This is a genomic window from Flavobacterium hydrocarbonoxydans, assembly GCF_009789235.1.
Classification (GTDB): domain Bacteria; phylum Bacteroidota; class Bacteroidia; order Flavobacteriales; family Flavobacteriaceae; genus Flavobacterium; species Flavobacterium hydrocarbonoxydans.
In genome coordinates this window covers 305,821-322,373 of record NZ_WSTB01000004.1, presented here as the reverse complement: position 1 = coordinate 322,373, position 16,553 = coordinate 305,821, and the positions used below count along the sequence as shown (strand labels likewise).

Genomic DNA, 16,553 nt, shown 5'->3' with positions numbered 1-16,553 from the left:
AGAAAGTTTCAAAGATTCAGAGGTGCAAAGGTTTAAAGTTTAGATGAGTTTTATTTCTATCTTAAAAATATCTGATAGAATCTTAAAAAAACAAAAAAGAGGCTAGAAAATTCCAACCTCTTTTATCAAAAAAAAAAAATAAAAAAAACAAAGTCACTGACCAATTGATATTTCAAGATTTACTATTAATATCTTTTAGAATGTTGTTGTACTATTAGCTTGGTATGCGAAATTAAAAGTGTAAAATGGTGATAAAGAAGTTCCTGTTGGTACTGCTGGTGCATCTTTATAATAACTTAAAATTTCAAATTTTGCATATTTACCATCATGTGTTTTTACTACAAATACTTTTCCGGCTATTGGCGAAATAATATGGGTAGTTGAGTCGTATGTGTACCATCCATTTCCGCTTCCTGTAGGAATTGCATAAACAGCAGCACCATCTTGTGCAAATGTAGTTGCAGCAGGAAATGTAGTAACTGACGCGAATGTATTAGAAACGATGCTGATTGCACCACTTCCAGTTCTTTCTGGCTCATCGTTAATGCCAACTTTAGCTCCTCCATTAACAATAATTGTTGTTCCTCTGAAAGCGACATCCCATTTATCTGTAGTAACTACTTTGTTTTCTGAGAAACTGAATTTTGTAAACTCACCACCAACCGGTTGTCCTTGACCACCTGTTTGAGGAGCATTAAGATTTGAAACTTTTATAGTTTCAACAGCTGGAATCGTATTGTCGTTATCATCACTACTACATGACGCTGTAAAAAGTACTAGTGCTAAAAAAGATAGTTTTAAAAAATTTGTTTTCATGGTAAAGGTGTTTAAATAAATATTGATTAAAAATTATATTGAACTCGCGCAAAAAGCTGTCTTCCTGCAAGATTGTTAATTTGATTTGGATCTGTAAAATTGAATACATTATTAGCTCCAGCCTGAAGCATTACTTTTTCAGTAAGATCTTTTGAAATTGATAAATTGGTTAGAAAATAGTCCTTTACGAACGTATCGTACTGGTCAAGAATTTGATTTCCATTAGTATCAAACATGCCATATTTACTGCGATAAAAAACACGTAAATTGACATTTGTTTTTATTTTTGGAATGGTATAAGCCAACTTAATATTGGCTGTATGCTTGGATCGATTATACAATCCGAAATAATCTGATTTGTTAATTTTGATAGTCTGCAAATCTGAATTGCGGATGTATTGATATTCTTCGAAATTATCAACGACTGATTTATCTTTTGCAATCAAATATTGATAACCAAATGACAAAACAAATTCTTTGGTAAAACTATACGTCGTATTATATTCTATACCATAAGTAAATATTTTATTATAATTGGAATAACTAAAAATATTTTGACCGTTATTTTTTTGAGCTACAACTTGTGTATCAATCAAATTATCGATAGCATTATAAAAAGTATTTACGTCTATTTTTAACTTATTTCTTTTATAAAAACCTCCAAAATTAACATTGATCGAACTTTCAGCTTCCAATGGTTTGTCAAAACTAATACCAGCAACTCTGGATAACAGTTGATCCTGTTCCTCAAATTGATTCAAACGATCCTCAGCAACATTATATCCTAAAACCGTATAGCCCACAGATGGATTCGTAAAATCGAAATATAACTGACGAAAATCAGGTGCCTTATAACCATATCCTACAGATGATTTTAAAGAAAAATTATTGCTTAATTTATAATTTACAGCTAATTTAGGACTAAACTGAGAGGCGTATTCGCTATGATTATCGTATCTAAATCCCGCTAGAAGATTCCATTTTTCTGTTGGATTGTAATCATATTGCACAAAAACATATTGTGAATTAAAGTTAACATTATGATCAAAATACGTTCTATCCAGCGTTTCATGATTTAAACCGACTCCCGTGGTTAATTTGTCATTTGCTATTGAAAAAGTTGTTCTTAGTTCAGGTCTAAAAAGCCATTGATTGTAATATGCTTCTTCGAAAAGCACATCATTTTCATCATTTAAAAAGGAATCATTTTTATAATTGGTAGCATATAATTCATATTCAGAATATATTTTAGAATTCCACTTATGTTCTAATTTTATTTGCGAATTCCACTCGTTTTCTTTTGCATCACCATTATAATTTTCAGATTCAATAACTGCAGCATTATTCATCTTCTGATTATAAAAACGATTACCAACTATTAGTTTCAGATTTTGCGAAAAATCATAGTAAAATTTTGGTTGGATTGTATAATTATTAAACTTCTCAACATTTTGTAATGTTGTACTTTCGTCTAAATCATACCCATCCGTTGAGTAAAAATTAGCAAACAAATTAGCTGCAAATTTTTTCTTCTTCCAAAGAACATTAGTACTAATATCATTGGTATTAAATGTTGCATATCTATAAGAAAGACTGCCTGAAAACATATCTTTTACTGGTCTTTTTGTTATTACATTAATAACTCCACCCATTGCTTCTGAACCATATAAGGCAGATGAAGCTCCTTTTACAATTTCAATTCTCTCAATATTCCCAACAGAAACACGTGATAAATCTAAAACTCCAGAAGTTCTTCCTACAAGCGGAACACCGTCAATCAAAACCATCGTGTAAGCTGCATCTAAGCCCTGCATCTGAATTCCCTCAAAACCACTTTCGTCAGGAATAAGAATAATTCCCGTTTGTTCATTTAAGATTTCATTTAATCTAGTTACTCCTGATTTTACAATTTGCTCTGATGTAATGATACTCATAGGTAATGGCAAAGACGAAAGCACTCTTTCAGTCCTTGTACCTGTAGTAACTGTAACCTCTGAAAGCTTATTTACAGTCGTAGAGTCTTTTTCCTGAGCAAAAGAAATTTGACAAAAAAGAACTGCTGCAAAAAATGTAATCTTGAATTTCATTATTTTTATTTAGTCTTAATAACTGATGCAAATATATAATTATTTTTATTTATTCTAAATAAAGTTTATATATTTGCAAAAAATAATTAAAATCAAAAAACTAGTTATGATTACAAAAAGTCTCTATTTATCTGCCGTAATGGCTTTGACATGCAGCATTGGATTCAGCCAGGATGCTAAAAAACAAGATATAAAGTCTATAAAATCGATGTGTGGCTGTTATGAAGTGAAATTTAATTTTACAGAAACTTTTCAGTACCCAAAAGATTCAACTACCTATAAACCATCTAAAACAAAACATGATTATGGATTAGAATGGGTAGAACTGGTAGAAGACACCCCAAATAAAATTGTGATGCAGCATTTATTAATCGTAAGTGATGAGATGATTATCAAACACTGGAGACAAGACTGGTTATACGAAAACACAGATTTATATTCTTTTGATAAAAACACTTCCTGGAAATATCAAAAATTAGATAAAAAAGATGTTAAAGGCCAATGGACGCAAAAAGTATATCAGGTAGATGACAGTCCAAGATATGAAGGATCTTCAATCTGGGTTCATGTGGATGGAAAAGATTATTGGCTGAACACTGCAGATGCTCCATTACCAAGAAGAGAACATACTTTACGTAAAGATTATAATGTTTTAAAAAGAAGAAACATCCACGAAATCACGAAAACGGGATGGAATCACGAACAGGACAACGACAAAATCATTAGAGATGATGCTGGAAAAGATGTTTTGATAGCACAGGAAAAAGGCTTAGATGTTTACACAAAAGTGGATGACTCTAAATGTCTTGCCGCTCAAAAATGGTGGGCAGCCAATAATGCACTCTGGAAAAATGTTCGCGATAAATGGCAGACTGTTTTTGACAGACATAAAAACTTAGACTTGAATCCTAAAGTTGATAATAAACCGTTATACTCGCTTTTGTTTGATTTAAAACCAGACACACCAAAAGCAGAAACAGATGTCATTATCGACAAATTCGTAAAATAAAAATGTTTGTGTTAGTTGTAAAAGAGCCGATAGTTTTAGGACTATCGGCTCTTTTTATATATCAAAAAACCGTCTAAAAATTAATTTAGACGGTTATACCTTTATATTTTTACTAAAAGCTTACTAATTCAAAATAGTTAAAAATGATTAAAGGTTAGTTATCTTAAACCATTACATCTAAGTAGTAAATCAAATTAATCTACTGAAGATAATAAGGCGTTTTTGAATTAATTGAAAATATTTCATCACTGGAAACATTTGGAACATTTGCACTATTTGATGAATATTCAGATGTTGGATAGATAAGTCGGTTTGGTCTGTTTTTTTGAATAACACCAACTGGTAAAGGCATTACAGGGAAACCAGTTCTTAAATGATCTATATACAATTCTATTCCGCTCCATTGCGCTAATGCAAGATATTTTTGAGTCATGATTGCATTTATTTTATCTGTAGATCCTGTCCAGCCAAGTCCATTTTTACTATCACTATCCGCTATATATATCAACGGATCAATTACTGAAATTGTTGCCTTACCAAAAGATTTACTATAAAATGCAAAAGATGCTTTTATACCTTCCGTAAAAAGATTTTTTGCATCACCTGCCAAATAACCTCTTTGCATTGCCTCTGCCTGAAGAAATTTACTTTCTGCTGCCAGCATTAAAAAGGCATCTCTTCCCATACCATTTTCATTTGCTTCTGCTCCATTTGCACCAGTACGACCTATATAAAAAGAACCAAATCTTGAGATTTCAGTAAGAGGAAATGAACCCTGAACATTCCCGACAAATGTACCTGCACCAGGTGCAGTAGCCGGAACTGCAGCAAACATTTTTGATCTTCTTGGATCAACTATTCCTGTTGAAGAAATATTAGAATCGTTTAACTCTCCATTTACCAATTTAACAATATAGTCTCCAGCTGCATTAGCCCTATTGGCCGATGTCCATCCGCTTAGTGCATCATCAAGACCATAAAGTTTAAACAACGGCGATCTGGTATCGGTTGTGCTAGAATTATATCCCGGATTAACCGTTACATCTTCTGTGATAAAATCCTGCTTTTTGTTTAATAATGCAAAACGTGTATTTCTAAGAGAGATAAGATTACCATCTGATGTTTTACTCATTCTTAGCAACAAGCGTAATTCTACTGTATTAATAAATTTCAGCCATTTATCTATATTTCCTGCAAATACAATATCTTCTGACCCTAACGCTTTTGTATTAGCATTTGCATTAGAAAAGAACATTCTTGCTTCATCTAATTGTTTTATCAAATCAGCTACAATAATTTTATCATCATCATATTTTGGCGAAACAATATCACTATTAAAAGCTTCTTTATAAGGTACATCACCATATAAAGCAGTCATATAATCCATACAAATGACCTTAAAAACTTTTGCAATACCGTAATGATAAGAATAATCAGGGTATTTCTCTTTTTTATCTAAAATATCCTGAAAATTATCAGCATACAAAAAGGTGTTTTCAAAAATAGACTGATAGCTATTACTATCATAGGTGTAGGTCCAGGCTGGATCATTAGATGTAAAACCACTGTTTAACCCCCAAACGTATGCCATTCTATTTCCATAACTTGATAATGTACCAACTTGCTGATTGGTATAATTATTTAGAGCACCTGCCAGCATAGTGTCAGGAGTGAGCGCATCAAATCCTGGCTTATTACTTTGTTCCTCGTTCACATCCAGGTAATTTTCGCAAGAGGTAAATAAAGCGAGAACCACTAAACTACTTATAAATATTTTTTTCATATTTTTTTAATTAAATTTAAAATGTAGTGTTTAAACTAAAACCAAATGTACGCGTAGAAGGATATTGAGCATCGCCAATAAAACCAAGACCGTTTTTAGAGGTATTTCTAAGCGTGCTATTTGTGTTACGCAGAGGGTCTTTTGCTGCAGATGATGTTGATGAATTCACCTGATTTGAAGCTTCCGGATCTGCGTATCCTTTATTTCCTGATGCTAGTATCACAAAAGGGTTTCTGGCATTAAGACTTAATTTAAAAGTTTCTAAACCAATTTTTTTAATCATTGTTTTTGGAAAAGAATAACTTACCGCAATCTCTCTAACCTTAAATGCAGATGCGTCAATCAAATTATGTTTTCCTAGATTTGAAGCTTGTCCAAAATATGCCTGTGTTTTATTGGCAGAACCTGTTAAAGACGAATTACCTCCAGTTAAAACACTTGTGTTAGATATATAATCAATTTCTGGTGTAGCTGGATTATCAATCACAGAGCCTGGATACAGAAACCCAACATTTCTGTCAAATTCAGCAGTATCTACTAAGTGCCCATTCCAGGTTAGATTGTATTTTGTCTGAGACAGAAAATATCCTCCAGATCTGTAATCCATCGTAAATGATAAACCGATTCCTTTGTATTCAAAACTATTTGTTAATCCTAAAATATAATCTGGCGTTACTTTTCCTAAGTTTTTAAAAGTAGCATCCGGAGATGGCCTTCCCTGCGCATCCACTATTACTCTTCCATTATCATCTCTTTTCCAATCCGTTCCTGTGATATAAGGAAATGACAATCCTTCGACCGCAGAAATATTTCCATCAATTTGAGAATTTCCGGTATCCGTTATAACAATCTTAGACGATTCACCTGCATCAATAACTTTAGTGTCATAAGAGCTAAACGATACTCTTCCATTCCACTTAAAATTAGGTGTACTTATTGGGGCAAAACCTAAATCTATCTCAATTCCTTTCCCTTTTAGTTTTCCTGAATTTGTTTTTTTCTTCTCTAATCCGGTAGTTGTACCTAAAGAAGCATTTGTAATTAAATCATTCGTATTGGTGATGTACCCCGCAACATCTAAAGTTATTTTATTTTTGAAGAAACCAAAATTAATACCTCCTTCAAGGGTTGTATAGGTCTCTGGTTTAATATTAGGATCTGTAATCAAATAAGAATCATTATATGAATTACCTGTATTTGTAAAAGGGAATCCACCGGATATACTTCCCAGGTTCAAAATATCATATGCCTGTACCGGGTCTAACGATCCTACTTTAGTATAATTGGCATATACTTTTAAATTACTAAGAGTAGATTTATCCTCTAAAGAACTAAATGCTCTTGTAGGTATAAAAGATACACCTGCAGAAGGGTAAAAATAAAACTGATTTCCTACTGAGGCTACACTATTTCCTTCGTATCTACCTGTTAAGTTTAAAAATAGATAATCAGAATAATTAAAATCAGCATTCAAAAATGTAGCTGTTGATCTGGTTTGAATCGTTTTATTGTCAAGTGTAGAAGGAACTGCAGGATTTACGACATTACTAATATTATATTGTCCAGCAACTTTTAAATTAGTCCCTCCCTGTGAAATTCTGTTTGAATAATCATACTGTACGTTTTGACCAATGTTAAATTTTACCTTTGTTTTTTCACTTAAGTCATAATTAAAGTTCAACATTAAATCACCATAATAATAAGTAGAACCAAATTTGGACTGATAAAATTCTGAAGGAGAAGAAAACGAACCATCAGCAGTATCTGGTGATATTCCTTCATTGGCATACGATATTTGGTCTATATTCCTTAATTGAAGAGAACCGTTGTAAAGAACTTCAATATGTTTATTAAATTCGTAACCTGCGTTTAATCCTAAATTAATAAAATTATTAGTCTCTTCTAATCTGTTATTATCTCTTGCCCAGTAAGGGTTTTGGTAATAACCATTCCACCCATACAAACCTCTGTCTTTAAATTTTTCAATTGGAACATTCGTCGGAGTTTGTAATAAATTTGTCAAAAGAGTATAATCAGAACGCGAAGTAGCCGCATTAACATTTGCCTGCTTAGTTCTCTGATTTGTAAACGTAACATTCCCGCCTAAGGTTAACTTTTTTAATTTCTTTCCTGCATTAAGCATGAAAGTATTTCTGTTTAAATTATCACCTTCAACAATAAAACTTCTTCTTAAATTACCCAAATTTAAGTTTATATAAGAATCAGCACCTCCTGCTCCAACATTAAGATTATTTTGTAAAATCGTTCCAGACTGATAAAACTTTTTAATCTCATCATTACCTAAAGCACTATATGGCGCTTCTATAATATCTCCGTTTGCATCTGGCAGACCAACTTGTCCCACTGTACCATCCAATAAAGGCCCCCAACCTCCATTTTCCTGAGGGTCTCTTACATTATACCATCCCTGACCATATTTTTGTTGTCTTTCTGGTACAAAACTTACATTCTCAATATCTATGGCACTATTAAAAGAAACTGTAAGCGCTTCTTCTTTAGCTCCTTTTTTTGTTTGTACCAAAACTACCCCTTGTTTTCCCTGTGAACCATACAAAGCCGCTCCTTGAGCTCCTTTTAATACAGTAACATTTTCTATTGTGTCAGGAGGTAGAGAAGCTAATACATTTGCTGTAGAAATAACATTGTCTATGACAACAAGAGCCTCAGTATTACCTGTAAAAGATAACATAGAGCGGATTCTTATTGAGTTTGCTCCACCAACACCATTCGTCGTGTTATTTATTGTTAAACCCGAAACTTTTCCAACCAAAGAACGAACTACATCCGGATTTGAAGCTTCTTTTAGTTCATCGCTGGAAACGGTTGAATAAGATGACGTAACTGCAGATTTCTTTTTCTTAATACCTACAGCGCCTGTAATTACAACCTCACCAAGCTCCACTGAATCATCCTTTAATTTAACTTTAAGTGTACCGGAATTGGCTACAACTTCCTGAGTTTTCATCCCGATATAACTAAAAACCAAAGTTTGGGATGGTGTGGCTTTGATGGAGAATTTACCATCTAAATCCGTTTGGGTTCCCGTTTTAGTTCCCTTAACTAATACACTTACTCCCGGGAGCGGTAATCCTGCATTGTCAGAAACTGTTCCAGAAACAACTCTTTCCTGCGCAAACATTATTTGCGACATTAATGCTAAAAACAGCACTAAGAATCTATTCAATTTTAAGTTCATTTTGTATGTTTTTTAATATTAGGGGCGAACTTATAAATTTAAAATAATTTTAACAAGAGTTTTATATATTTTAACACTTTAAAATGTAATACATATATTACTATTTAAAAAATTGGTTTAGAAAAAAAATGAAGCCATTTAAAAGAAAAGAGAGATTTTTAATAAAAACCTTTAAAAAAAGAGAAAGAAAAAAACAATAATCTTAATAGATTTATTCTGTTTTGTTAAGTACCATTGAACACAAAAAACAGAAAAATAATAAATAAAAAAAACCGTCTAAACATTACTTTAGACGGTTCCTCCTTATGATTTTACACTAAAAGCTTACTAATTCAAAATAGTTAAAAATGATTATAAGGAAGTATTATTCAAGATGTATAGTCAATCAAATGACTATCATTCTTGTATTATATAATTAAAAGTGGATTTCAAGGAAGACTGTAAATATTTATCATTTGAGGTATTGGATAATAACAGAATCTCTATGAGAATTGTTTTTGATAGCGCAAATATATAAGATTTTTAATACACTGCAAATTATTATAAGAAAAATTTTATTATTTCTTAAAAAATAACAACAAAAATCTAATAACAAATACATTAGACAATTAATTTATTTTGTTAATTATCTAAAAAAAAGCCGATAACATTGAGAGTATCGGCTTTTAAAATTTATTTCTAACGAAAATATTACATTCTCTCCGGAACTTCAATCCCTAATAAAGTAAAGGCTGATTTTATCACTTCGCCTACTTTTTGCGAAAGCTGTACTCTGAATATTTTTTTTGTTAAATCTAATTCTCCTAAAATATGTACCGACTGATAAAAGGAATTGTATTCTTTTACCAAGTCATACGTATAATTAGCGATCAGAGCGGGACTGTGATTTTGAGCAGCATTCTGTATCACTTCAGGAAAAAGTTCGATTTGTTTGACCAATTCTTTTTCTTTCTCGTGCATTTCTACAATTTCAGCTTTCGTTGAAAAATCAAAATCGGCTTTACGAATTATAGATTGTATTCTCGCGTAAGTATATTGAATAAACGGACCCGTATTACCAGCAAAATCAACTGATTCTTCAGGATTGAATAAAATACGTTTTTTAGGATCTACTTTCAAAATATAATATTTTAAAGCCCCTAAACCAATTATTTTGTACAATTTTGCTTTTTCCTCAGCAGAATAACTTTCTAATTTTCCTAAATCCTCCGAAATTTGTTTAGCCGTATTCGTCATATCCTGCATCAAATCATCTGCATCAACAACAGTTCCTTCACGGCTTTTCATTTTTCCGGAAGGTAAATCAACCATTCCATAAGACAAATGATACAGGCTTGAAGCCCAGTCAAAACCTAATTTTTTCAGAATCAAAAACAAAACTTTGAAGTGGTAATCCTGCTCATTGCCTACCGTATAAACCATTCCGCCAACATCTGGCATATCTTTTACACGCTGAATTGCGGTTCCTATATCTTGTGTCATATAAACTGCAGTTCCGTCTGAACGTAATACAATTTTACGGTCAAGACCTTCATCTGTCAAATCAATCCAAACAGAACCATCAGGATCTTTTTCGAAAACTCCTTTGTCAAGACCAACTTGCACCACATCTTTTCCTAACAAATAGGTATTGCTTTCGTAGTAATATTTGTCAAAATTTACACCTAAATTAGTATAGGTGGTGGCAAAACCTTCATAAACCCATTGGTTCATCATTTTCCAAAGTGAAATCACTTCGTCATCACCAGCTTCCCATTTTTTCAGCATTTCTTGTGCTTCAATAATAATCGGAGCCTGTTTTTTGGCTTCTTCTTCGGTTTTACCGGTTTCCATCAATTGGTTGATTTCGGCTTTGTAAGCTTTATCAAATTCAACATAATATTTACCAACTAACTTATCTCCTTTCAGATTTGAACTTACAGGCGTTTCTCCGTTTCCAAATTTCTGCCAAGCGAGCATCGATTTGCAGATATGAATTCCGCGATCGTTGATAATTTGTGTTTTATATACTTTTTTACCTGATGCTTTGATAATTTCGGCAACAGAATATCCTAACAAATTATTACGAACGTGACCTAAGTGCAAAGGTTTATTGGTATTTGGCGAAGAATATTCGACCATAATAGCTTTATCTTCCGGGTTTGGTGTTACATAACCAAACTTGTTGTTTTCTCTAATTTCATTAAAGAAATTCAAATAATAACTATCTGCAATAACAATATTCAAAAATCCTGAAACTACGTTAAAACGTGCTACTTCAGATACATTTTCGACAAGATAATTTCCTATTTTATTTCCTAACTCGACTGGATTGCTTTTAATCACTTTTAGCAAAGGAAAAATAACCATCGTAATATCGCCTTCAAACTCTTTGCGAGTGGTCTGAAATTCGATTTTATCAACCGTTACATCAAATAATGCCTGAATGGCGCTTTGTACAGAAGGAGTAAGAATTTGTGATAATGACATGTAAAACTTATTTTAAAGTGTGCAAAGATACTGCTTATTCATCAATTAGAGAAAACGAAAAACATATAAAATAAAACAAAACGATTTGAATTTCTCAAAAAAACATCCGAATGATATGTTAAAATTATCAAAAAACCAAAACCCTAATCTCCTACAAAACAAAGGCTCAGGAAAAATTTTAATATTTTATTAAATTTTTCTGTAACATATCAATCACAAAAGAGTCTTAATAGGGACTTCAAATTATTTTGAAGCAAGAAAAAAAAACAAAAAAACTAACAATCATCATCAATCAATCAAATAATCAATTCCAAATTATGAAATTAAAATTCTTACTGTTCGCATTACTGGGTGTAATGGCAACAGCAAAAGCTCAGAACACGGGAACAGTTTCTGGGAAAATTACAGAAAAGTCTAACAGCATGCCCATTTCATACGCGACTGTTTCGATTAAAGACAATGGAAAAGTAGTCTCAGGTGTAAACTCAGATGACAACGGTGATTTTATCATCAAAAATTTAGCTCTAAAAAGTTATACTATCGAAATTCAATATATCGGTTTCAGAAAATATATTGGTTCTGTTGTTTTAGGTGAAAACAAAAAAGAAGCCACTTTTAAAGTAGCGCTGGAAGAAGAAGCAACTCAGCTTAAAGGCGTGAATATTGTCGCTGAACGTTCTACCATGGAACAAAAAATTGACCGAAAAGTGATTACTGTCGGAAAAGATTTAACAACTGCCGGAGCTTCAGCATCGGATATTATGAACAATATTCCTTCTGTAAACGTAGATCAGGACGGAAAACTTTCGCTTCGCGGAAACTCAAATGTTCGTGTATTAATTGACGGAAGACCATCTAATATTGATCCAGCACAATTGTTGAAACAAATTCCTTCGACTTCAATCAAAAAAATTGAGCTGATTACCAACCCAAGTGCCAAATACAATCCGGAAGGAATGTCAGGAATTATCAATGTTATTCTGCATAAAAATGCTAATACTGGTTTTAACGGAAGTTATAGCGGTGGAATTACTTTTGGGAAAACGGCCAAATACAACCAATCTTTAGATTTGAACTACAAAACCGGTAAAGTAAATTTCTTTGGAAATGTGGGACAAAATTTTGGTATGTACGAAAACGAAGGAGAAATTTTCAGACTGGATGGGCAGGACATTCAACAACGATTAGATATTACTAATGATAATGAGTCGTATTTATATAAAATCGGAATGGACTATTTCATTAACGACAACAATACTATTTCGTTTTATACCAACCAAAATAAATTTGAAGGTACTGGAAATGTAAACACAGATATCGATTATTTAAACAATCCTACCATTCGAAATATTTTTCAAAAATCGCAATACCAAGGACCTAGCAAAACTGAAACATACAATTTAGCGTATAAGCATATTTTCAAAAAAGAAGGACATACTTTAGATTTTGAAGCCAATTATAGTGATTCTAACGAGGATCAAAAAGCTCTTTTTGATACTCAAACTACAAGTACAGCTAATACTTCAGACAATATTGTTTATAATGATTTCATAAAAGATGATCAAAAATTAAGTACTGTAAATGTGGATTATGTTAATCCTTTAAACGACAAAACCACTCTTGAAGCAGGTGCTGAAGCGAGATTAACCAGAACTGAAAATAATTACAACAGAGTAAACCTTGAAGATCCTGATCAAAATCAGATTTCAAACTATACGTATGACATCGATATTTATTCGGCTTATGTAACTTTTGGTCAGAAGTATAAAAAATTCAGCTATCAATTAGGTGCTCGTTTTGAAAGCTATAAAGTGGCTGCAAACTTAAATTATGGTCAAACTAAATTTGATGATGATTATATTACCTTATACCCATCTGCTTATTTGACTTATAATTTGAATGAGAAAAACGTTTTACAACTTAGTTATAGCCGTCGTGTTGACCGTCCTAGTTTAGAGCAGACAAAACCAATACGTGAATTTTCAACTCCATTAGTTACTTCATTTGGTAATCAGGAATTGAGACCTCAGTTTACGAATTCAGTGGAATTGAATTACACTAAAACCCTAGAAAAAGGAAGTTTTACAACGGGTGTTTTTGTGAGAAGAACCAACGATCAGATTAGTAGAATATTATATCCGGACAAAGATGATCCTTCAAACGAAAAACAAATCATGAGTTTTATAAACAATGACAGCAACACGTCTTACGGATTTGAAGCTTCTGCCAATTATAAAATTGCAAAATGGTGGGATGTTCAGCCATCTATAGATTTTTCTAGCATTAAACAAGAAGGAATTGTTTTTACGTTTGATCCTGTACAAGGCAAAAATATCCCTGAAGAAAGAAACGTAACAACTTCAGCTTTTAATGCGAGAATGAACTCTAATTTTAAAGTAAACAAACGTATCAGCTTTTTATTATTCGGATTTTACAGAGGTCCAGTTAATGAAGTTCAGAATAACAGAAAAGAGATGTATAAAATGGATGTCGGTTCACGTTATACCTTATTAGACAACAAAATGAATATCAGTGTTCGTTTTAATGACGTGTTCAACACGATGCGATTTGCTTTTGACAGTTTATATCCTTATCCTCAAACAGGTCAGTTTACCTGGGAAAGCCAAACAGTTTATCTTGGATTAACATATAACTTTGGAGGAGGAAAAAGCAAAACTTTACAACGTAAACAAAGAGAAGACAATACTAATAAAGGTGGTGGCGGAATGTTTTAGTCCCGCTCTTATTAGTTAATTTTAATATTTTTAGCATAATTTTAAGTAGAAAAAAAGCTCAGAGTATGCCAACTCTGAGCTTTTTACTTTTAGAAACTTTGCAATAAAGCTTTTATTTCTTCAGCGCTTGCTGTTTCTGTTTTATTCGTAATTGCTGATGAATGATAAAAAGTGGGTTCCAGTTTTTCCTGTAATAAATTAATATTAGAAGAACGCAAACCTCCTCCCGGCATAATTACCAGTTTATTTTGGGCCAGTTTCTGAATTTTCTCTAAAACCGAAATACCTTCGACTACCGTTTCTCCCTGTCCGGAAGTTAAAATAGTTTTAAAACCGCAATCTATTACATCCTGCAGCGACTGCTCTACATCATTAACTACATCAAAAGCACGATGAAAAGTACAATCGAGAGGACTGGCTAACTTGACTAATTCTTTATTTTGCTCTACATTTACACTTCCGTCCGGATTTAAAATTCCAAAAACAAAACCATCTACTTTTAGTTTTTTAAACTGTTTGATATCCTGTTTCATTTCAACAATTTCTTCATCGGAATAAACAAAATCTCCCCCGCGAGGTCTTATAATGATATTCATTTTTATAGCTAACTGTTCCCGAACTTTTAGTGCCAGAATATAATTGGGAGTAGTGCCGCCCAGTTTCATATTTTCGCATAACTCAATTCTGTCTGCGCCATTTTCCTGCGCAATAAGAGCCGATTCGTAATTAAAACACGCTATTTCGAGTTGATTTTTCATTATTTATAATAAATACTATTTTAAAAATTGTATCCCAATCCATGTAGTGATGCACTGCAGCGCGTCTTTACCAGATGACGTAAGAAAGTACTAAAGTATAAATTATCACTTTATCTACTTTGAAAAAACTCATAATAAAATGCTAATAAAAATCGCTTTCCTTTTAAAGTTTCTATTTTTGCTGCATGCTAAATTCGATTAGACATACTAAAAACTTCAGGTTCTTTTGTGTTTTTATAGCACTGTACCTCCTCAATTGCAGTGTGGATACTAGCGATTTCAACTCGAATTATGTTGTGGAGAACTTAACAATTAATGACCAGGAAAGCATCATAGAACTTGTTGTTGAGAAAATTTTGGGCTATGAAAATGCAATTCCCGAAATTGATGATTGCGATTCTGAAAACCACATTTTAATAAAAAAAAGTATTGCCTTAGATTTTTTTACAATCCCTTCGTTCCCTTTTGATATAAACCAATTTGAAAACAAATCAAATAGTAAAAATACTTCTTTTAGCAATTCTGCTCCTCTAAAAACGTATTTAGAAATTCATTCTCCACCTCCGGAGGCATAATTTGTTTATTTCTGTTTCATGTGATTTTGTTTTCAAAAAAGAAGACAAAAGATTTTATGCACCTTAAAACAAAAAATTATAATGACAAAATATATGCTAAAAATTGCTTTTATCTTAGTAATGGCAACCATAACAACTCATGCCCAAAATTTAGAACCGGATCACCAAACTACTGATAGCCTCTATATTGAAGAATTTCAAAACACACAAAAACCAATCAAAGTGTTGCACGCAGAACCTTTATACATTGATCTTATTAGAGATTTGGGAGCAAGAAAAGGTGAAAAAGAATGGAATGTAGGTTTTGGAATTACAGATAAAAATAACTACGACGAATATTTGACCTTAATAGAATATGAATGGGCGCCAATAGACAGATTAGGACTTGAAGTAGAATTGCCTTTTACTTTTTATCCTTCTAATAAAAATGCAACTACACCGGGCAGCCAATTAAACGGACTGAAATTAGCTGCACAATATTCTTTTTTTGTATCCGAAAAACTTCAGACCTCTATGGCTTTTGGGTACATTCATGAATTTGAACTCACCGATTTTAATTTGTATGGAGATGGAAAATTGTTTACCGGAAACATTTACAATCCCTTTTTTGTAATTGCCAAACGATGGGGCAATAATTTCCATACACTGCTTTATACAGGTCCCGCTATCGAACATCATTTTGATTATAATACAACCTCAACTTCCTGGCAGATAAATAGTAATTTTCATTATATGATTCCCGGAACCAAAAATTTTATTGGTTTGGAATTGAATAAAGAAATTACTCAAAAGGATTTTGATATGACTTTACGACCACAAATGAGAGTTGGCGTTACCGAAAACCTTTTGGTAGGTATCGTAACCGGAATCCCAATTAGCAGGGAAAACGAAAGATTTAGTACTTTTTTGAGGTTGATTTACGAACCCAAACATTAAAATTTTACAACACTCTGTAGAGACGCACTGCAGTGCGTCTCTACAGAGTGTGCGTCTCTACGATGTGCGTCTCTACAAATGTTTCTTTATGAAATCAATACTTCTATTTTTCAGAAGAAAATCATAAATAAAAAAAACCTGTTCATTGAAACGAACAGGTTTTAATTA

At 32.5% G+C, this 16,553-nt stretch carries 10 protein-coding genes; 4 read left to right on the top strand and 6 right to left on the bottom strand.

Annotated features, from left to right (window positions below):
* Positions 1–195 precede the first annotated feature (195 nt).
* Together GON26_RS09385 and GON26_RS09380 are read right to left on the bottom strand one after the other, a co-directional pair.
* Complete coding sequence (locus GON26_RS09385) at positions 196–816, bottom strand: HmuY family protein (RefSeq protein ID WP_160374547.1); 621 nt, start codon at positions 814–816, stop codon at positions 196–198.
* Positions 817–842: 26 nt separating this feature from the next.
* Complete coding sequence (locus GON26_RS09380) at positions 843–2,903, bottom strand: TonB-dependent receptor plug domain-containing protein (protein ID WP_160374546.1); 2,061 nt, start codon at positions 2,901–2,903, stop codon at positions 843–845.
* Between the two features lie 106 nt (positions 2,904–3,009).
* Here GON26_RS09380 and GON26_RS09375 point away from each other — a divergent pair, with 106 nt between their 5' ends.
* The gene (locus GON26_RS09375) at positions 3,010–3,912 is read left to right on the top strand and encodes a DUF6607 family protein (protein WP_160374545.1); all 903 of its coding nucleotides are present in this window, start codon (positions 3,010–3,012) and stop codon (positions 3,910–3,912) included.
* 199 nt (positions 3,913–4,111) lie between these two features.
* Here GON26_RS09375 and GON26_RS09370 read toward each other — a convergent pair whose 3' ends face one another.
* The 3 genes from GON26_RS09370 to argS form a co-directional block, all read right to left on the bottom strand.
* Positions 4,112–5,695 (bottom strand): SusD/RagB family nutrient-binding outer membrane lipoprotein, encoded by a 1,584-nt coding sequence (locus GON26_RS09370; protein ID WP_160374544.1) that lies wholly within the window; start codon positions 5,693–5,695, stop codon positions 4,112–4,114.
* 16 nt (positions 5,696–5,711) lie between these two features.
* Positions 5,712–8,912, bottom strand: coding sequence for a SusC/RagA family TonB-linked outer membrane protein (locus GON26_RS09365; RefSeq protein ID WP_160374543.1), 3,201 nt, complete (start codon positions 8,910–8,912; stop codon positions 5,712–5,714).
* 690 nt (positions 8,913–9,602) lie between these two features.
* Positions 9,603–11,381, bottom strand: a complete 1,779-nt coding sequence (argS, locus tag GON26_RS09360; RefSeq protein ID WP_160374542.1) for an arginine--tRNA ligase — start codon at positions 11,379–11,381, stop codon at positions 9,603–9,605.
* 317 nt (positions 11,382–11,698) lie between these two features.
* On the opposite strand from argS, the gene GON26_RS09355 reads away from it, so the two are divergent.
* The gene (locus GON26_RS09355) at positions 11,699–14,116 is read left to right on the top strand and encodes an outer membrane beta-barrel family protein (RefSeq protein WP_160374541.1); all 2,418 of its coding nucleotides are present in this window, start codon (positions 11,699–11,701) and stop codon (positions 14,114–14,116) included.
* Between the two features lie 89 nt (positions 14,117–14,205).
* Here the strand turns inward: GON26_RS09355 and GON26_RS09350 are convergent, their stop codons facing one another.
* Entirely contained in the window at positions 14,206–14,874 is a 669-nt protein-coding gene (locus GON26_RS09350; protein WP_202110857.1) for a copper homeostasis protein CutC, read from the bottom strand.
* Positions 14,875–15,137: 263 nt separating this feature from the next.
* Here GON26_RS09350 and GON26_RS09345 point away from each other — a divergent pair, with 263 nt between their 5' ends.
* Complete coding sequence (locus GON26_RS09345; RefSeq protein ID WP_160374540.1) at positions 15,138–15,449, top strand: hypothetical protein; 312 nt, start codon at positions 15,138–15,140, stop codon at positions 15,447–15,449.
* Positions 15,450–15,527: 78 nt separating this feature from the next.
* Positions 15,528–16,385 (top strand): HAEPLYID family protein, encoded by an 858-nt coding sequence (locus GON26_RS09340; RefSeq protein WP_394350398.1) that lies wholly within the window; start codon positions 15,528–15,530, stop codon positions 16,383–16,385.
* The last annotated feature ends 168 nt before the right edge of the window (positions 16,386–16,553 follow it).

Excerpts from the sequence above, each read along its gene's own strand:
- GON26_RS09385 (WP_160374547.1), bottom strand. The coding sequence starts at position 816 with ATGAAAACAAATTTTTTAAAACTATCTTTTTTAGCACTAGTACTTTTT.
- GON26_RS09380 (WP_160374546.1), bottom strand. The coding sequence starts at position 2,903 with ATGAAATTCAAGATTACATTTTTTGCAGCAGTTCTTTTTTGTCAAATT.
- GON26_RS09375 (WP_160374545.1), top strand. The coding sequence starts at position 3,010 with ATGATTACAAAAAGTCTCTATTTATCTGCCGTAATGGCTTTGACATGC.
- GON26_RS09370 (WP_160374544.1), bottom strand. The coding sequence starts at position 5,695 with ATGAAAAAAATATTTATAAGTAGTTTAGTGGTTCTCGCTTTATTTACC.
- GON26_RS09365 (WP_160374543.1), bottom strand. The coding sequence starts at position 8,912 with ATGAACTTAAAATTGAATAGATTCTTAGTGCTGTTTTTAGCATTAATG.
- argS (WP_160374542.1), bottom strand. The coding sequence starts at position 11,381 with ATGTCATTATCACAAATTCTTACTCCTTCTGTACAAAGCGCCATTCAG.
- GON26_RS09355 (WP_160374541.1), top strand. The coding sequence starts at position 11,699 with ATGAAATTAAAATTCTTACTGTTCGCATTACTGGGTGTAATGGCAACA.
- GON26_RS09350 (WP_202110857.1), bottom strand. The coding sequence starts at position 14,874 with ATGAAAAATCAACTCGAAATAGCGTGTTTTAATTACGAATCGGCTCTT.